Origin of the sequence: Aliivibrio logei (assembly GCF_001691055.1) — a bacterium.
In the GTDB taxonomy this organism is placed as follows: Bacteria; Pseudomonadota; Gammaproteobacteria; order Enterobacterales; family Vibrionaceae; genus Aliivibrio; species Aliivibrio salmonicida.
The window spans coordinates 39,409-58,617 of record NZ_MAJU01000008.1 but is presented as its reverse complement, the minus strand read 5'-3'; the positions used below and the strand labels follow the sequence as shown (position 1 = coordinate 58,617).

The 19,209-nt window shown below is 38.6% G+C and carries 17 protein-coding genes; 6 read left to right on the top strand and 11 right to left on the bottom strand.

Annotation, left to right across the window (positions count from 1 at the left end; genetic code table 11):
• Positions 1-52 precede the first annotated feature (52 nt).
• On the bottom strand, positions 53-1,216 hold the full coding sequence (locus A6E04_RS04350; protein ID WP_017021274.1) for an amidase family protein: 1,164 nt from the start codon (positions 1,214-1,216) through the stop codon (positions 53-55).
• A gap of 218 nt (positions 1,217-1,434) precedes the next feature.
• Between A6E04_RS04350 and purT the strand changes: the two genes are divergently transcribed.
• Positions 1,435-2,610 (top strand): formate-dependent phosphoribosylglycinamide formyltransferase, encoded by a 1,176-nt coding sequence (gene purT, locus A6E04_RS04345; protein ID WP_012550305.1) that lies wholly within the window; start codon positions 1,435-1,437, stop codon positions 2,608-2,610.
• A gap of 197 nt (positions 2,611-2,807) precedes the next feature.
• Complete coding sequence (locus tag A6E04_RS04340; protein WP_026025377.1) at positions 2,808-3,998, top strand: amino acid aminotransferase; 1,191 nt, start codon at positions 2,808-2,810, stop codon at positions 3,996-3,998.
• A 121-nt stretch (positions 3,999-4,119) separates the two neighbouring features.
• Here A6E04_RS04340 and A6E04_RS04335 read toward each other — a convergent pair whose 3' ends face one another.
• Positions 4,120-5,310 carry a methyltransferase gene (locus A6E04_RS04335; protein ID WP_017021272.1) on the bottom strand — a complete coding sequence of 397 codons (1,191 nt, stop codon included), beginning with the start codon at positions 5,308-5,310 and terminating at the stop codon, positions 4,120-4,122.
• Between the two features lie 34 nt (positions 5,311-5,344).
• Positions 5,345-6,319, bottom strand: coding sequence for an HTH-type transcriptional regulator CysB (gene cysB / locus A6E04_RS04330; protein WP_017021271.1), 975 nt, complete (start codon positions 6,317-6,319; stop codon positions 5,345-5,347).
• 277 nt (positions 6,320-6,596) lie between these two features.
• Here cysB and A6E04_RS04325 point away from each other — a divergent pair, with 277 nt between their 5' ends.
• On the top strand, positions 6,597-7,361 hold the full coding sequence (locus tag A6E04_RS04325) for a hypothetical protein (protein WP_012550309.1): 765 nt from the start codon (positions 6,597-6,599) through the stop codon (positions 7,359-7,361).
• Between the two features lie 97 nt (positions 7,362-7,458).
• Here A6E04_RS04325 and miaE read toward each other — a convergent pair whose 3' ends face one another.
• Positions 7,459-8,226, bottom strand: coding sequence for a tRNA isopentenyl-2-thiomethyl-A-37 hydroxylase MiaE (gene miaE, locus A6E04_RS04320; protein ID WP_065610090.1), 768 nt, complete (start codon positions 8,224-8,226; stop codon positions 7,459-7,461).
• Between the two features lie 224 nt (positions 8,227-8,450).
• Between miaE and A6E04_RS04315 the strand changes: the two genes are divergently transcribed.
• The gene (locus tag A6E04_RS04315) at positions 8,451-8,834 is read left to right on the top strand and encodes a SulA-like leucine-rich domain-containing protein (RefSeq protein ID WP_026025376.1); all 384 of its coding nucleotides are present in this window, start codon (positions 8,451-8,453) and stop codon (positions 8,832-8,834) included.
• Positions 8,835-8,837: 3 nt separating this feature from the next.
• Here the strand turns inward: A6E04_RS04315 and A6E04_RS04310 are convergent, their stop codons facing one another.
• From A6E04_RS04310 to A6E04_RS04295, 4 genes are all read right to left on the bottom strand, one after another.
• Positions 8,838-9,221, bottom strand: a complete 384-nt coding sequence (locus A6E04_RS04310; RefSeq protein ID WP_012550311.1) for a hypothetical protein — start codon at positions 9,219-9,221, stop codon at positions 8,838-8,840.
• A 251-nt stretch (positions 9,222-9,472) separates the two neighbouring features.
• Complete coding sequence (locus tag A6E04_RS04305) at positions 9,473-11,155, bottom strand: flagellar assembly protein A (protein WP_026025375.1); 1,683 nt, start codon at positions 11,153-11,155, stop codon at positions 9,473-9,475.
• A gap of 79 nt (positions 11,156-11,234) precedes the next feature.
• The gene (locus A6E04_RS04300; protein ID WP_026025374.1) at positions 11,235-11,522 is read right to left on the bottom strand and encodes a glutaredoxin; all 288 of its coding nucleotides are present in this window, start codon (positions 11,520-11,522) and stop codon (positions 11,235-11,237) included.
• Positions 11,523-11,589: 67 nt separating this feature from the next.
• A complete protein-coding gene (locus A6E04_RS04295) occupies positions 11,590-12,336 on the bottom strand; it encodes a DUF2884 family protein (RefSeq protein WP_017021267.1) in 747 nt (248 codons plus the stop codon).
• A gap of 192 nt (positions 12,337-12,528) precedes the next feature.
• On the opposite strand from A6E04_RS04295, the gene A6E04_RS04290 reads away from it, so the two are divergent.
• Positions 12,529-13,632, top strand: a complete 1,104-nt coding sequence (locus A6E04_RS04290; RefSeq protein ID WP_065610088.1) for a phosphoribosylaminoimidazolesuccinocarboxamide synthase — start codon at positions 12,529-12,531, stop codon at positions 13,630-13,632.
• 109 nt (positions 13,633-13,741) lie between these two features.
• Here A6E04_RS04290 and A6E04_RS04285 read toward each other — a convergent pair whose 3' ends face one another.
• Complete coding sequence (locus A6E04_RS04285) at positions 13,742-14,215, bottom strand: outer membrane beta-barrel protein (RefSeq protein ID WP_023603452.1); 474 nt, start codon at positions 14,213-14,215, stop codon at positions 13,742-13,744.
• A 106-nt stretch (positions 14,216-14,321) separates the two neighbouring features.
• Positions 14,322-18,248 carry an ATP-dependent RNA helicase HrpA gene (hrpA, locus tag A6E04_RS04280; protein ID WP_280513398.1) on the bottom strand — a complete coding sequence of 1,309 codons (3,927 nt, stop codon included), beginning with the start codon at positions 18,246-18,248 and terminating at the stop codon, positions 14,322-14,324.
• Between the two features lie 284 nt (positions 18,249-18,532).
• Here hrpA and A6E04_RS04275 point away from each other — a divergent pair, with 284 nt between their 5' ends.
• On the top strand, positions 18,533-18,859 hold the full coding sequence (locus tag A6E04_RS04275) for a TusE/DsrC/DsvC family sulfur relay protein (RefSeq protein WP_017021263.1): 327 nt from the start codon (positions 18,533-18,535) through the stop codon (positions 18,857-18,859).
• A gap of 18 nt (positions 18,860-18,877) precedes the next feature.
• On the opposite strand, the gene yccX is transcribed toward A6E04_RS04275, so the two are convergent.
• Entirely contained in the window at positions 18,878-19,150 is a 273-nt protein-coding gene (gene yccX, locus A6E04_RS04270) for an acylphosphatase (RefSeq protein ID WP_017021262.1), read from the bottom strand.
• Between the last annotated feature and the right edge of the window lie 59 nt (positions 19,151-19,209).

The following is a 19,209-nucleotide window of genomic DNA, read 5'->3' as shown; positions in this document are numbered from 1 at the left end:
TTTGACTTAAAAAAATAGAGGATGCATCAGCCTCCTCTATTTTTATCTCTGTTTATTGGTTCCCTTTCCATCGAATAGCCGCATCAATTAATTGTCTATCCATTCCTTTTTTACCGATTAATGACACTCCCCAAGGTGAATTATTCACAGTAAACCACGGAAGATGCAATTGAGGTAAATCAGCTAAACTGGCTAGTGATGTGTATTTTAATATCAATGAGTTAAGTTTGTATAACTGCTCATCCGTTGCCGTTTCTGGTGGGGCAATGTTAGCGGTCGTTGGCAGTAGCAACAGTGTTTTTTCATCTAAAAGTGACTCTAAAACCGATTTAACAAGATCCCTTTGCTCTAGGGCAATTCGCTCATCTTTGTACTTTAATGAAGATAACCATTTAAGTTGCATTTTAATTTCATTACTGAGCATTGGGTGGTTTTTTTCAACCCACGGTTCTATGTTACGTAGCCCTCTTGTCGCGGTAATGACTTTAAAACTTTCGGCAGCTTTCATGGTTATTATTTTACTGATCGCTTTACTACGAACGACTTTATAAGGGGATGCCTCAAGTAATTGTTCTAGTTTTGCCTTTGCTTCTTCTGGAACATCAAGAAACAAGCTGTCTAGCACGACAATACGATCGACCGTCATTAATGGAGACATCGGAGTTAATGTCGTTGCGACTTTTCTAATGTCCGACAAACTCTTCGCAACCCAGCCTAAAGAGGTTTCTTCTTTTGCAATGCAATAAACCCCCTTCATATTAGCGGCACAAGAAGACGATTTAAAACCATATAAACCAGCGTATACCGCAGGGACTCGTATTCCACCACTTAAATCCGTGCCTAAGCCGATATCAGCCAAGCCATTCGCGACCGCCGCAATGGCTCCGCAAGATGATCCACCAATTAATCGCCCTTCACTGTTTGGATTTTTAATCGCAGCGTAATGTGGGTTATTACCATGAAGTCCAAAACCAAACTCATCCATTTGAGTTTTACCCACAAATATAGCCCCTTTCTTTAATAAAAGATCCACCACTGGCGCGTTATCTTTGGCCACTTTCTGTTGCGCTAACCATACCGGATTACCTAAGCCATTTGGCGTATCTTTAATATCAATACAATCGCTTACAACAAATTTCTTATTTTCTAAAAGTCCATAAAAAGCCCATTGCTGTACAGGTCCTGAGTGAGGCACATAAGTGGTTTGAACATCCATAATGAAGTACTGCTGCTAATATAAAAAAAATAGCATACCAGTAGAGGTAGTGAATACAACCCAAGGTATTCACAGTATCAATAAACAAATCAGTAGTGTGAGCTCTCTTCCACATTGATGCATAAAAGACCCATAAAAAATCAAAAGCAATCGTTTGCGTATCTATCTAATTTTAGTATGATAGCGGCATATTTCACTATCTATCATGAGAATTCATTATGTTTGGTACTGCTCTATCGTCTTCAGCTACAAAAGTATTATTGCTTGGTTCCGGTGAATTAGGCAAAGAAGTGGCTATTGAATGCCAACGCCTTGGTTTGGAAGTTATTGCGGTTGATCGCTATTTAAATGCCCCAGCAATGCAAGTCGCACACCGTAGCTATGCCATTGATATGTTAGATGCTGATGCACTTCAAGAAGTCATTGAAAAAGAAAAACCAGATTATGTCGTGCCTGAAATTGAAGCCATTGCCACAGACAAACTCGTTGAATTAGAAAAACGAGGCCTTAACGTTGTTCCAACCGCTAACGCGACTAAATTGACCATGAACCGTGAAGGCATTCGTCGATTAGCCGCTGAAGAATTAAAATTACCGACGTCTCCTTATCGTTTTGTAGACAGCTATGAAGAACTGGTCGACGCCGTTAAATTTGTAGGTATGCCGTGTGTAATTAAGCCGGTAATGAGTTCATCAGGCAAAGGACAAAGCGTTATCAAGACCGAGGATGATATTAAAACCTCATGGGACTACGCGCAAGATGGCGGACGAACGGGAGCAGGTCGCGTTATTGTTGAAGGTTTTGTGGATTTTGATTACGAAATTTCACTGTTAACTATCCGTGCGGTTGATGGCATTCATTTCTGTGATCCTATCGGTCATCGCCAAGAAGATGGTGATTACCGCGAGTCTTGGCAACCTCAAGTAATGACGGAAGCGGCATTACAACAAGCACAAGACGCGGCAGAAAAAGTCGTTAACGCATTAGGCGGTTATGGTTTATTTGGTGTAGAGCTCTTCATTAAAGGCGATGATATTTATTTCAATGAAGTCTCACCTCGCCCACACGATACTGGATTAGTAACGTTAATCTCTCAAGAAATGTCTGAATTTGCTCTGCATGTTCGTGCGTTTACGGGAATGCCCATCAATAACATCGTTCAATATGGTCCTTCTGCTTCTTCTGTGATCTTAGGCCAAGGTACCTCTACAAATATTCGTTTTGATGGACTGGCAGAGGCATTGAGCCAACCACAAACTCAAATAAAATTATTTGGTAAACCTGAAATTGATGGGCGTCGTCGCTTAGGGGTCGCCATAACACGCAGAGACAATCTTGAGTCGGCAATTGAAGATGCTATCGCAGCGTCAAACAAAATTAAAATCAATTACTAACCTTTCTTTCATTCAGCAGAACGGTATTTAAATGCCGTTCTGTTGTCATTTATTACCATTCTGCCTCTCTTTTTCCTTTTTACGATTAAAAATCACTTTTTTCGTTATCTAATCGTTGCAAACTTACAAGGTAAACGGGTATAAATAACTAAACCGTTCTTAAACTTTTTATTTTAATCTCACCATGGATGATGACTATGTTTGAAAAAATCTCTGCCGCTCCAGCTGATCCAATTCTTGGCCTAACTGATGAATTTAAAAATGACCCTCGTGCTGAAAAAATCAACTTAGGTGTTGGTATTTATAAGAACGAAGCGGGTCAGACTCCAGTATTGAAAACAGTAAAAAAAGCAGAAGCTGTATTGCTTGATACTGAAAAAACAAAGTCATATTTAACCATCCAAGGTACTGCAGAATACGGCCTAGCTGTTCAAAAACTGTTGTTTGGCAATAACGCTGATGTCATTACAGAAAAACGCACTCAAACAGCACAAGCGCCTGGTGGTACTGGTGCACTTCGTGTAGCTGGTGAATTTATTAAACGCCAATTAGGCGATGTGAAAATTTGGATCAGTAACCCAACATGGGCAAACCACATTGGTGTATTTACTGCTGCTGGTATCGAAACTGCACAATACAGCTACTACAACGCAGAAACTAAATCGAAAGATTTTGCTGCAATGATGGCAGATTTACAACAAGCAGAATCTGGTGATGTTGTATTACTGCACGGATGTTGTCACAACCCAACAGGTATTGATCCAACAGATGCTGAATGGGAAGAACTAGCAAAATTATGTGCAAATAAAGGATTATTACCACTGTTTGATTTTGCGTACCAAGGTTTTGCTAAAGGCGTTGAAGAAGATGCTTCTGGTCTTCGTACTTTTGCTCAATACTGCCCAGAATTACTTGTTGCGAGTTCGTTCTCTAAAAACTTCGGTTTATACAATGAACGTGTCGGTGCATTTACGCTGGTAGCTAAAGACCCTGAAGTTTCTGTTACTGCGTTCTCACAAGTGAAAGCAATTATTCGCTCTATTTACTCTAACCCACCAGCTCATGGTGCCGCTGTCGTTACTTACATCTTAAATGATGATGCGTTGCGTACTGAGTGGGAGCAAGAAGTACAAGAAATGCGAGCTCGTATTCAAGAGATGCGAACTCTGTTTGTTACGACTCTAAAAGAGCAAGGCGTAGACGCTGATTTCAGCTTTATTGAACGTCAAAATGGCATGTTCTCTTTCTCTGGTCTATCTAAAGAACAAGTGAATCGCCTAAAAGATGAGTTTGCAATTTACATCGTTGGTTCAGGTCGAATCAGTGTTGCTGGTATGACGAAAGACAACATGCTGCCATTATGTAAAGGCATTGCTGCTGTTCTTTAAGTCTAACGATGAGTAAATATCAAAAAAGGCGCTAAATACGTTTGTGTAAACAAGGTATTTAGCGCCTTTTTTTATTATCATTCAACCAATAAAAATGAATAGATAATGACAGGAGTGGCTCTCATCCTAACTTTGCTTGGATCACGATATTTCTTGGCGTTTCTTCTTTCAAACAAAACTCCCCAATTCTTACTTCATAACCTGACTCTTCTAAATACAACGCTCTATCAAAACACAACCACATTTCTAATGGTCTTTTAAAAAGATGCTGAACAAGGTCACATTTTTCCATCAGAATAAAAGCAGCCTCTCCTTTCTCTAACCAGATTGAATAATCAATATTATCTACTAGCTTAATGCCTTTGTGCGCCGCAGCCCAATGGCAAAACGCTTCAAACCCTTCGGCAAGTAGTGATTTTTTAATACTCGGAACCGTAATATATTCCGAACTTCCTGTTACCCATTTTTGTAATTCATTAAACCCTAAACGAAAACACATCTCTTGTTCACGATGATGTTGCGTTCGCTTCCCTGCAACCACCGTTTCTTGCAATGGTAAACGCAAATCAACACGGCTTAATCGTAATAATGAATCTTGAGCAGAGAAAGATAATGGGCGGTATTCTTCATTTTCAGTTAAATGAAAGCAGCAAGGCGCAATCGTCAATGCCTCAATGTTATTCTCTATGCCTGCTTCGATTAAACTCAAATGCAAATCACCACAAGCATGCAAAGCAACCGCATGTTGTTGAGGTTTAATCAATGAATATGCTTGTTTAGATAACGCATCCCCTTGAATAAAACGCATAGAAAGGGAATGATTGTCTGCATAATGTTGGCCGCTATCACAGAGCTCTTGTTGCCATTCTAATGTAGTTACTTTTTTATTCGTTGTAGAGCTTAATACTCTACCTAAATAGCCTTTACCACCGCACCACTCTAGCCATTCAGACTCTGGAGAGTAAAAATCAGAACTTAACGCACTTAAATTGGTTATTTGCTGCCACTTACGACCATTTATTCCTGAATTAAATCCTTTAGGTATGCATTGTGATGGCGCAGCCAAAAGAGGAAATTGAGTAAAATGAGATAATTCCGTTACTTCAGGAATATAGTGAGATAATGCAAGCGCAAGCGCTAAGGGGGTGTTTTTTAGGTGTCGTATTTCTTCTAAAGAAAGTGACTCTAACCATTCAACAAGTGTTGGGTGTGATTCTCTCCATGGATAATCAGCGCAATGAAACGCAGAAAATTGCCAAAAAAAGACCGTCTGAGTTAACAAACGGTCGATATGTAAAAACTGAGATTGCATCCGATGACACCCTAGAAATTAAATCGAGGCGATCTTAACGGACAGGAAGGTTAATGTCTTTAAACATCTCTTCTATTTCATAATTATTTTTAAGCATGGTTGCTTGTTCTACGATTGGGCGAGTGAGATGTGGTGCAAAACGTTCCATAAAGTCATACATATAACTCTTTAGGAATGAACCACGCTTAAAGCCAATCGTTGTTGTACTTGCATCAAATATATGACTTGCATCTATAGCAACTAGATCTGAATCTCTTTCAGGATCCATTGCCATGCTTGCTATAACACCAACACCAATACCTAAACGAACATAAGTTTTAATGACATCAGCATCGGTAGCCGTAAAGACAATTTTAGGTGTTAACCCTGCTTTATTAAACGCACTGTCTAACTCCGAGCGTCCAGTAAAACCAAACACATAAGTAACCAATTCATAAGCAGCAAGATCTTGAACTGTCACGTGTTTTTTCTGTGCCAGTGGATGATCTTTATTTACTACTATCGAGCGGTTCCAGTGATAACAAGGCAACATAATGGCATCGTGATATAAATGAAGCGCTTCTGTTGCAATTGCAAAATCCGCCGTGCCCTTTGCAATTGCATCTGACATTTGCGTTGGCGTGCCTTGGTGCATATGCAAAGAAACTTGAGGATAACGAGAAGTAAAACCTTTAATCACATCCGGCAAAGCATAACGAGCCTGAGTATGTGTCGTCGTAATGTTCAACAACCCTTTCTCTGGGTGAGTATGCTCACCAGCCACCGCTTTGATACTGTCAACTCGGGATAAAATCTCGCGAGATATTTTTACGATCTCTTCACCCGATGGCGTAACTCGAGTAAGGTGCTTGCCACTTCGTTCAAAGATTTGCACACCCAGTTCATCTTCTAACAATCGAACTTGCTTACTAATACCAGGCTGAGAGGTATACAAAGATTCTGCGGTTGAAGACACATTAAGGCTGTGATTAACCACTTCAACAATGTATTTCAGTTGTTGTAATTTCATTATTTTATTCCTGTAATCCTTTACATCGAAAATTATGTCACTTATTCGATATAGTTATATCCTTATTTAGTCCTATTTTCAAAGCCTTATCAACTTTAATTTTTGTTTAATAACAATTCATTAAAGAAATACCATCCCATGTCGATAAATCTTAATGTACTCCTAGTATCTAAAAGCCCTTTGCGCTAATTTGTTATTTGGAGTTAGCCGCCTTCTATTCATTTAGTTTACAAGGTGTTACACTGGCAACTATTACTACTGGATGTATGATTAAACTATGAATATTGCTCTTATTGTTGGACTGTTTGCAATTCTACTAACCTTGATTATTGGCTATAATGTTATTGTTCAGTACAGAACAAAAATTGAATCCGCTAAAAAACAAGAATCTGCAAAACACATGATGATTATTGATTCTACCGAAGAGTTAATCAGTAATGCCCACCATTTACCTTACAGTAAAGAGTTATTAGTCTGCTTAAATCAACGAATTCTAGACGCTTTACGCTCAATAGCTGAATTATCACCCACTGATCGTTCGTACCCTGCGCGCATTGAAAACATGGAACAACAACTTCAACAGCTAAAAACAAATTATACTGGCGGCGACAGCACGAATTTCAAAGTGCCAAGCAATGATAAACAAGCCATCGTTATGTTGAAGTTAGTTAAACGTTTACGAGATACGCTTCGTGCGGAACATAAAAAAGGCCGTGTAAATACCCAAGTCTTTGTTGCTGAAAACGCGCGTCTTGAATCAATTCAAGTTCGAATTAATATCGAAAACGTAGTAAAGCGAGCCAAAGAAGCAACTCAACGTGGCCAAGCAGGTACTGCTCGTCAATTACTTAAAAAAGGGATTGATGCCCTATCAAGTAAAAATGATGGTTATTCAAATAAAGCACGAACTCAACTGCAAGATATGCTTGATGAATTGAATAACAAAACAAAGAGAAAACAAGATAAAGAACTTCAAGACCAATTAGATAAAAATAAAGATGATGAGATTGATGTCTTATTTCAACCGAAAAAGAAATGGTAATAACCACACGCTAATGGCCGAAACATACATCAAATAAAAAAGGTCGCACAATGCGACCTTTTTTATTATCTGTTATTTATTAATAACAATAAGATTATTAATTTATTATTATTGGTTTTCCGCTATGAAATTTAAAATCATGATCTGGTGACTGAATTAAATCGGCTTCAGCTTTTGCGAAAACAGCAACTCTCTTACTGATATCCCCCCCTGAAATTTGTTCTGCCAAGGAAAGATAATCTTGATAATGACGAGATTCTGAACGTAATAGTGAAATATAAAATTTAGCCAAATCATCTTCTAAATAAGGTGCCAACTTAGCAAAACGTTCACATGAACGTGCCTCTATAAAAGCACCAATAATAAGCTTGTCGATAAGCGTATGCGGTTCATGAGTAATAATATTACTTAGCATCCCTTTAGCATAACGACTGGCTGTAATTGCTTCATAGGGGATATTCCGTTCTTCCATTATCTCTAGCACTTGATAAAAATGATGCAATTCTTCTTTTATCAATAACACCATTTTATCAATAAGCTCTTGGCTATAAACTGCATCTGCCCGTGCCGTAATACGTTTTGATATATTACTTTTGCCTTTCAAGCTCTCTAATGATCCTACTTTCTTATAAACGAATTCTTCATAAGGTTTAAACCATTCCAATAACGTGGCTGCACTCTCTTTATCTACTGCGTATTTACGAATTAAATACATCGCACTTTGTGCCGCTTTCAATTCACACAATAAATGATCACGAAGAATAATCGATAAATTCTCTGGCTTCTTCGCTTCATCAATCCATTCATCAGGCGTTTCACAGTGTAGAAATGCATAAATGGGTTCTAGCAATGACGTCTCATACATAATTTAGTTTCTATCAGTTTTAAACTCGTATGCTTTCTATGATACCAAATGAAACACATTCTGTTTGATTAAAAGCCTACCCTGCTTAGCTATTGGCTATTTTCTTTGGCTTAGCTCTACTTCACGAGTGTATAAATCGATTAAAAAATCAAAAATAGCTTGATCGTTAATCAAAATAAAAGTACTGTATAAATACACACTGTATGGATAAACAGGTAAATATTATGAACGTAACGATGGCATTCACAACTCGCTCAAACTCATACGCGCAACATATTGCACAGCGTATTTCTCACATCGCGCAAGAGACTAATGAACAATGCGAGCAGCACTTCATTCAATTACTTAAAAGTTTATCTAAACAGAAGAAATGGATCTTTATTACAGCAAATACGATGATGCCGAGCTGTGATGTGTTATTACAAAATGGGGTTGAGTTAAACAGACTCATCCGCTTAAAGGCTTCAAGTAATTTAACAGAGCAAGAAACAATCAATAAAGCTCAACAATTAGGCACCGCAAGTGCCATTATATCAAACAATAATTGCTATTATTTTACAGATGAACAATGGTTAACATTAAATCGAAAATTAACAATTTTACATTAACCTTTATTCTTTTTCTTTAAGATGAATGATAAGAAGATCAATCCCTTCTCCCTTCTGGGAAATAGTCGTGTGTGTATTTGCAAGGATATAGTTGATCTGCTCTTCATCTAAAGAATAAGGAAGCATGACTCTCAAATCAGAAATACCTTCAATTCGAGCTAAACGGATTAACCGAATAATATTCGATTCATCATTTATGTGTGTCGAGAGTACGTTTAATGCTTCTAAACGTAATCGTTCTTTTAATGGTGTTTTGTCATGTACAGATGCATTCCAAACTGTTCCGAACGTGGGAATAATACTTTTTAACGCTTGAGAAAACGTCCATTTTTGATTACTTGAGTCAACGAGAAATGAACCATAATTAAACTCAATAACATTACTCATAATTGCCCTCGATATATTCCAACATCGACCTTCAACATCCTATTGAAAAGCACGATTTTCAAACTAACTATTATAAGTATCCCCAATATTAAGCCTATCGCAAGTAGAAAAATCGATGCAGATCACAGTTAGGAATTATCAACTCTTATCGTTATCATAGTGATAACACATGGTTTACACACATACATTTTGGCAACAAAAAAGCCGCTACAATGAGCGACTTTATTATTATTTTTATCGTTAATATTGAATTAACTGTCCATTAAATGGGGATTTTTTGAGATAATCGGATCTATCTTAATTTCATATTCATTAAAATATATTTTACATGGACTATGTTCACGTTTCGTTGTGACTTGTTCATCTGAGTATTGAATGGTCACTCTTGGGTACACTCGCTCAGTAACTTTAACAACGTTCTCTGCTAATTGCTTTCTTAGCTCTTCTTCTGCTGATTGGAATCGAGTCATTGATTGTGTTATCTCTTTACTTGATTCTTCTTTCATCGTTTTAACACGCGTTGTCTGTTCTTCTGTTCTTTCTGATTTAGGGATCTTTGCTAGCTCCATTTCAGCACGAACGACTTTCATTGTGTTTTCTTGCGCTGCTTTATATTTCGCATTTAAATCTGCAATGTTTTCTTTGTATTTATCAAAACGTGTAAATGCTTTTACTAACGTTTCAGTGCCAGCGGTAGCCCCAAGATTCACAGTTGTAATTGTAGAACCTGCATAAATCTCTCCACCAACAATAGAGCCATTACGCCCAGAGCTATCCATTACGGAAACTGCATTTTTACTTTTTATAAAACTCTGAATGGCGTGTAAACCTAACTCAATATCGCCAGACGCTTGTAAATTAGCCGATTGAACAAACTTAGCCGTTATTTTACCACCGGCTTTAACAAAACAAGAGTAGTCCTCACCAGCTTCTACTTGATGACCAATGATCCCTTTCATCGCAATAATATCACCATGAGCTTGCACATCTGCAGATTCAATAAACCCGCCAACGGTAATACTGCCTGTCGCTCTAACAATCATCTCCGGTGCAATATCACCACTGATAATCACGCACCCTTTAAACTTGACATGGCCCGTTGAGATATCAACCGCATTTAAACAAAGCGCATTATCAACTTCAGCACCTTCTGCATTTACCCAAGGCATGCCAGAGGTTGTTGCAATTAACAATTCAGGATCTTGAGGAGAAATCCCCGCACCTTTTCCTGCTCGTAATTTGCTGTTTTTTCCTGCCGTCGCATGAATCACTTCACCTTTTACAGTAAAACCATCAATGCCTTTTGTGGGAGGCGTTCGACGGATTAATTCATCACCTTCAACCACCGTGATTGTCTCACCAAGATCGCGCATATCAACTTTATCTTCTTCACCCTCTTTCTCTTGAGGCTGTAAAGCTTGTTCACGAAAATCTTCAACCAGTGCAGTAAAAATAGCGTTAGAACCATCAATAGGCTCTTTGCCTTTTGCGACCAATTGAGAAATTCGCTCTCCAGCAGCTAAGTTTCGACCTAGTACCATTATTTTCTTTAAGGCATTTCGACTGATACCGCGAGTCACTTCCATGCTGGTTAATGCCGCTATGATGTCCGTACTTTGTACATCTCGACCACCATAGGCACCAATAACAGACATCGTTGCTTTCATATCGCGCTCTTCTACAGCAAGGAACACTTCGGCATTACGACGTTCTGCAATTTTTCTATTTTGGTGATGAGCAACGATGCCACTTTTAACATCGTTAATGATCGTCATTATGATTTTTTCATCAAAGAAAAAATCCAATGCCCCAATCTCTTCTAAAGAATCTTTAAACCCTTTTAAGGTGGGTTCAGCATCCGGCTGAAAGCTATCAGGAAAACATAACACTACTGTGCCGTCATCCTGTATTAAAGTTAAAAGAGAAGCCCACATATTCATCACTCTTATATATTATATCGTCACAACAAAAAATCTTGTTGTGACTTTATTTCGTATTTAATTGAACGACATTCTACAGTTCAAAATCATCTAAATCCATGTCGGTGTCTTGACGTTCAAAAAGCGCCACTAAATCGTCATGACCACCAACAAATTTACCATCAAGGAAGATCTGAGGCACAGTATTAACTAAAATGCCCTCTTTATCTTGGATCAAGCCAACCATTTCTTCTTTGCTTAAATCAACACCAACGGTTAATACTTTATACTTAATGCCTTTATCGTCCAAAATCGCTTTGGCTTTAACACAAAATGGGCATACTGTTTTAGAGAACATAATATTTTGATAGGTAGTTAACATGTGTTTACTCGTCTTTTTATATAAATAAGGGGCCGTCATTCATCACTATTTATTCGATGAATTAACACTAAATAGAAAACATTGGATACAACTGTAGCTCAGGAACAATTTTATGTAGTTGCTCTTCGTCCATCGCAATGTCTTTTGCAGAATCACATAAATGTTGCGCATCTTTCTTAATATCGACTTTATGTTCTTCCATCTTCATCTTAATTGACGATTGAACATCAACAAATTGTTGCTGTAACTCTGTGAAATTAAGTTCGCCATTCTGCATTTTATCTGACAAAGAGTTAAACACGCTTGCAAACAATTCTTTGTCTAAGCTCTTAATCATGACCTCAAAATCTTGCTTCCATGACGTATCCACTTCTTTAAAGAAGTCATGCTCTAGCATCATATCTTTGCCACGATAGAATTTTTGTTTTGCAACATCACCGTAATCATTAATTTTCGTTTTAACAGAATCAAATGATCCTTCTGCATTAAATGACGTTTCAATTTCGCTAACAAAATCTTGAGCAGCAAGAATGCCTTTATCTGTAAAATCAACCACTTCTGGAATATAGCCAGACACCTGCTTCTGATATTCTTCGATCGCTTGTTTTTGCTCTGAAGAAAGCGCTAACTTATCACCATTAACAAATACGTTACCATTGCCATCAATGCGTAATTTATCTTGCGCTTTTTCGACTTTTATTTCTCCTTTAGGAGTTAACAAAACATCGTTTTCGATCGTCACTGGACACATGCTAGCGAAACTGCTGTTTGATACGAATAGCATCGCCATTGCTAGTAATTTATTTGATGACATTTTAGCCTCTTTTAAACTATTTTTTCTTAATCAGACAGTGTAACTGATACCGACTCTATTGCTCAACATCCTTTCGACAATAGAAAAAAACAAGCATAAAAAGCAATCGTTTGCTTTTTATACTGGCAGAGCTCCAGAGTTCTGGTATGATGCTCTCTGTTTTTACACATAAGTTTATATAGGAATTCTATAATGAGCCTTTCCGAACAAGTACTTGCCGTGAATGATGATTTACCAATCCGTACGGACAAGCCGGTGCATAGCGGTAAAGTCCGTTCAGTTTATTGGTTAACAGAGGAAGATAGCCGTCGTCTTATCAAAGAGAAAGGCTATAACGTGGCACCTGACGCCCCTCTTGCTATTATGGTGATCAGTGACCGCATCTCAGCATTTGATTGTATTTGGCACGGTGAAGGCGGACTTAAAGGGATTCCGGGGAAAGGCGCGGCTCTAAATGCTATCTCTAACCATTGGTTCCAATTATTTAAAGATAATAATTTAGCGGATAGCCATATTTTAGATATTCCTCATCCATTTGTTTGGATTGTTCAAAAAGCAAAACCAGTCATGATTGAAGCGATTTGCCGTCAATACATTACGGGTTCAATGTGGCGCGCTTACACCAATGGTGAACGTGAATTCTGTGGTATTCAGATCCCTGAACGCCTAGAAAAAGACGAAGAACTGGCTGATCTTTTATTAACGCCATCAACAAAAGGCGTTTTAAAAGGCATTGAAGGTGTTCCTGAAGTTGATGATGTAAACATTACCCGTAAGGACATTGAAAACAATTTTAATGCTTTCAACTTCTCTTCGATTGAAGATATCGCCTTATACGAAAAACTGTTAAAAGAAGGTTTTGCGGTTATCTCTAAAGCCTTAAATGACATTGACCAAATTTTTGTTGATACAAAATTTGAGTTTGGTTATGTTAATGACGCACAAGGCAACGAAAAATTAATTTACATGGATGAAGTTGGTACGCCTGATTCATCACGTATTTGGGATAAAAACGCCTACCGTTCTGGTCATATTATTGAAAATTCAAAAGAAGGTTTCCGTCAGTTCTTGTTGAACCACTTCCCTGAACCTGACATTCTTTTGAATAAGAACCGTATGAATGAGCGCTTTGCGTTAGCAACTGAGAACTCATTGCCACTCGAAGCAATGATGGACTTATCAAAAACATACTTAGACATTGCAGCTAAAATCACTGGTGCGCCAATTATGTTAAGTGATAATCCAAAAGCAGAAATAATTAAAGTATTAAAAGAGCAGTATCAACTGGTTGATTAATACCAATAATCGTAACTAACGATTCTATTGATTACTAATAAAAATGGCGACCGCATTGGTCGCCATTTTTGTATCTCTCTATTTCAAATAAAAACAAACAATGTTGTGATTATAGGAAATGAACCGTTAGGTTAAGTGAAGCGAAATCAATGTTTTCGTCACCTACTGTGAAGTTGTTATAACCAGCACCAACAGTGAACATTGGGAAGATATTGTATTCAACACCTAAACCAAAGAATGGATCAACACCGTCATCTTTACGGTAACCATCAGCTTCCCAGCTGTGCATGCCTGCTTTACCGTAAACATGTAAAGGACCGAAATCGATACTTGGCTTAATTGCAAAGTTTACAGACGTTACATCTGTTGATTGGCTACCGTAATCGTAAGAACCTAGGTTCCAAGCACCCATTTCAACACCGATGAAAGGCAAAATACCAGTACCAACGTGCGCACCGTATACTGTTGAACTTTCGCCTCTGTAATCAGCTGAACCCACTTGTGCACCAGCGTAAATCCAAGAATCAGCAGCCGCTGTTGTAGAAACGCTCGCTAGAACTAACGCTAAAAGTGTCTTTTTCATTTTCAATCCTATTTTCAAAAGGGAGCGGCAATCTTTGCCGCTCTTTTTAATATTAATTATATTAAAGCAAATTGTATGCCGATATTGTTATATATTATTCTATACACTAACAATCAGCAATGGCGTTTTTCACTCGTTTGTCCGAAACAGGGTATGGTGTACCAAGTTGTTGAGCAAAATAACTCACTCTAAGCTCTTCTATCATCCAACGAATGTCTTTTACTTTATCGGGTATTGGCTGCCCTTTCGGGATCTTGTTTAACAATTCTTTGTATTCATTATTAACACTGTCAACTTTCAATAAATGAGCACGATCTCGAGTTGGATCAATCGGTAACTTCTCCATTCGACGCTCGATCGCTTTCATATAACGATGGATATCCGTCAATCTCTTCCAACCACATTCTGTTGCAAAGCCTTTAAAAATCAGGTTTTCAATTTGAGATTTAATATCAGACAACGCAAACGCCATACTTAGATCAACACGACCTTTTAGCTTCTTCTGTATTTGGAAAGCCGTCGTTAAAATCGTTTCGACTAATTTAGCGATCTCCACAACCGTATCGCCCAGTTCCGCTCGAATGTGTTCTTTCATATTATCAAACGCTTCAGGTTCCCAAACAAGGCCACCTTTATCGTCAATTAATTTATCAACGCCACACGCAATACAATCATCAATTAAGTCCAAGACTCGACCATACTGATTGAAGTATAGGCCTAATTTTGACTTGTTTGGCAAGTTGTCACGTAAATATTTAATCGGTGACGGAACATTCAACAAGATCAATCGGCGTTGCCCTGCTTTCATTGCATTATGTTGTTCTTCTTCTGTTTCAAACAACTTAATCCCAACACTGTCTTTACTATCTACAATCGCAGGGTACGCCTTAACTTCAAAGCCACCACGTTTCTGAGTATAAAGTGCAGGTAGTTCACCAAAGCTCCACGTTTTTAAACCCGCTTGCTCAATATCGTCATCAGCGACCTGAGATAACGTTTCTTGTACTTTATCTTTTAAGCCATCTTTTAAATCGTAAAGATCACGACTTTCTTTTAACTTACGGTTATGGTGATCAACCACTCTGTAAGTCACCTTCAAGTGATCAGGGATTTGTTCTAGTTTCCAATCTTCACGCAATACAGCAACACCTGTCATTCTACGCAGCTCTTTTTCAAGGCTGTCGAGTAATGGCATATCAAATGGTGTTATACGTGATAAAAATGCATCAGCATAATTTGGCGCAGGCACAAAGTTACGACGAAGTGTTTTTGGTAACGATTTAATATAAGCAACGATCATTTCATGACGTAAACCGGGGATCTGCCAATCAAACCCTTCGGTCGTCACTTGATTTAAAATCGGTAACGGCACGTGAACCGTGACACCGTCACTATCTTGTCCCGGTTCAAATTGATAGCTTAGCTTCAGCTTTAGGTTACCTTGATGCCAGAAATTTGGATAATCAAGATCCGTCACATGACTTGCATCATTGCGGAACAACATCTCTTTTTCAAAATTAAGTAAATCTGGTGTCTCTTTTTGGGCGGTTTTCCACCACGAGTCAAAATGGCGGCCAGAAACCACATCCGTATTTACTCGTTGGTCATAAAATTCGGCAAGCTGATCATCATCAATCAATAGATCGCGACGACGAGATTTATGCTCTAGCTCTTCAACTTCTTGCAACAATTTACGGTTCTGCTTAAAGAACTTATGATTCGTATTCCAATCCCCTTCAACTAACGCTGAGCGAATAAAGATTTCACGACACACTGGCGCATCAATCGTACCGTAGTTAATTTGACGCTTCACGACAATTGGAATGCCGTAAATAGTCACTTTCTCATACGCCATAACTGCGGCAGATTTTTTCGACCAATGTGGCTCGCTGTAACTGCGTTTAATTAAATGTGGTGCTAGAGGTTCAATCCATTCAGGTTGAATTTTTGCAACAATTCGACCCCATAACTTTGAAGTTTCAACTAGCTCTGCCACCATTGCCCATTTAGGCTGCTTTTTAAATAAACCAGATCCTGGGAATATATGGAAGCGTGCATTACGTGCACCTTGGTATTCATTCTTCTCTTGATCTTTTTGACCAATATGAGAAAGCATGCCAGCTAAAATAGCGGTATGAACACCTTGATACCCTGCAGCCTCTTGATTCACTTTATAATTAAGCTCTTTCATTACTTGAGTTAATTGATAATGCACATCTTGCCATTCACGAATACGTAAATAGTTTAAGTAATCTTTGCGACATTGCTTTCTAAACGAGTTGCTAGATAGCTCTTTCTGTTGCTCTTTTACATACTGCCAAATATTTACAAATGTTAAGAAATCAGAATCTTCATGATTAAAACGTTTGTGCTTTTCATCCGACGCTTGTTTCTTATCACTTGGACGCTCTCGTGGATCTTGAATCGATAGTGCCGCCGCAATGATCATCACTTCTTGCAATGCATTTTGATTCGGCGCTTCAAGTACCATTCGAGCCAAACGTGGATCGATAGGCAAACGCGCCAACTCACGACCGACTTTCGTTAAGCGTTTTTTAGGATCACTTATCTCAGCATTAATCGCACCTAGCTCTTCAAGGAGTTTCACACCATCTTGAATATTTCGATTATCAGGCGCTTCTACAAATGGGAATGCTTGAATGTCACCTAAACCTAACGCCGTCATTTGTAAAATAACAGAGGCTAAGTTAGTTCGTAAAATTTCAGGATCGGTAAATTCAGGGCGAGCAACAAAGTCTTCCTCTGAATACAGACGAATACATACACCTTCCGACACACGACCACAACGACCTTTACGCTGATTCGCACTGGCTTGAGAGATCGCTTCAATCGGCAAGCGCTGAACTTTTGTTCTGTAACTATAGCGACTAATACGGGCCGTACCTGGGTCAATCACATACTTGATACCAGGAACGGTTAACGACGTTTCTGCCACGTTGGTTGCCAATACAATTCGACGACCAGCGTGAGGCTGGAAAATTCGATTTTGCTCTTGAGAAGACAATCGTGCGTATAGAGGCACAATTTCAGTGTCTCGTAAGTTACGTTTCTCTAACGCTTCTGCGGTATCACGAATATCTCGCTCACCCGTCATGAACAAGAGAATGTCCCCTAGCCCTTCTGCACACAGTTCATCAACTGCATCAAAAATGCCTTCTAATTGATCTCTGTCAGTATCATCTCCGTCTTCAACGATGGGACGGTAACGCGTTTCTACCGGGAAGGTTCGGCCCGATACTTCAATGATAGGTGCATTGTTAAAATGTTTTGAAAAGCGTTCTGGATCAATGGTTGCTGACGTAATGATGATTTTTAAATCTGGGCGTTTTGGCAATAATTCACGTAAATAGCCCATGATAAAATCAATATTTAAACTACGCTCATGCGCTTCATCGATAATAATCGTATCGTATTGATTTAAATAACGATCACTTTGAATCTCAGCAAGTAAGATACCGTCAGTCATCAATTTAACTTGCGTACGCTCTGATACTTTATCGTTGAATCGAACTTTATAACCAACATGGCTACCAAGCTCTGTTTCCATTTCTTCGGCAATGCGATCCGCAACTGAACGTGCCGCTAAGCGACGTGGCTGAGTGTGACCAATATTACCAAACTTACCACGACCTAATTCCAAACAAATCTTTGGTAACTGAGTGGTTTTACCCGAACCAGTTTCACCGGCAACAATAACTACTTGGTTATTTGCAATCGCTTCAGCAATGTCATCTTTTTTCTGACTGACTGGCAATTGTTCTGGGTACTGGATTGTTGGGCGATCCATTTCGCGGTTATTCGCGATTTGCATTGATTTTGCGATGTCTAATGCGATTTCATCAAACACCGCATTTCTTGCTTCTTCATTTTTAATGCGTGATGCGCCTTGAATGCGTTTGCTTAGGCGGAAACGATCACGGATCATACATTCACTCAGTGCTTTTCTAAGTGCACCTGCTGAGTTTTGATTTGATTGACTCAAAATATATCCTACTGAATTTTTATTATTCATTAACTCCGCTAATTCTATCACATTCTTTACTTTATCGACCGCAGAGGAGTAAAAATCTCTTTTACCTATGCGTAATAATCTTCTTTCTAAATACACGCTTATGCCAACTCAGATAAATAGAAATGAACACTCTCAAATAAGCTATTCGCATTAAATTAACCATTGAGTTAAGCGTTTAATAGGGATAAGAACATTAACGATGGTAAACGATTGGGATTATATTGCCGGAATAGAGATCTGTTTGCTAAACTGATACATCAGTCCTCATCATTAAGATAAGTTGTATGGAATTTAACGGTAAGCACATTGAACGCGATGCTCAAGGGTATTTAATGAATCACACTGATTGGAGTGAAGAGTTAGTGCCATTTCTCGCACAGGAAGAAAACATTGAACTGACTGATGCACATTGGGAAGTCGTTCGCTTTGTTCGTGCATTTTATGAAGAATTCAAAACTTCACCCGCGGTTCGCATGCTTGTTAAAGCAATGGAAAAAGAACACGGCCCAGAAAAAGGCAACAGTAAGTATTTATTCCAGTTATTCAAATTAGGCCCGGCGAAGCAAGCAACAAAACTGGCTGGCTTACCAAAGCCTGCGAAATGCTTATAACAATAAATTCAGGCACGATTAGTACATTTTAAAATCGCTTAATTCTTGCCATTCTACAGCAGCTTTCTCGATTGAATCCACTCTTGAAAGCTGAGGTCCTTTTTTTAGCCATATAGCTAGTTTCTCAATATTGTCTTCGTCACCGCAGGCAAGTACGTCAACAGAACCATCTTGTTGATTACGTGCATAGCCCGTTAATCCTAACTTTATTGCCTCATGTGCAGTATGAAAGCGAAAGCCAACCCCTTGTACCTTTCCCTTCACTGAAAATTTAAACGATTTTTGTGACATAGTTCACCTATAAATGCTGATTATAATAAGAAATTCTTAATCATAAGATATTATGCGCG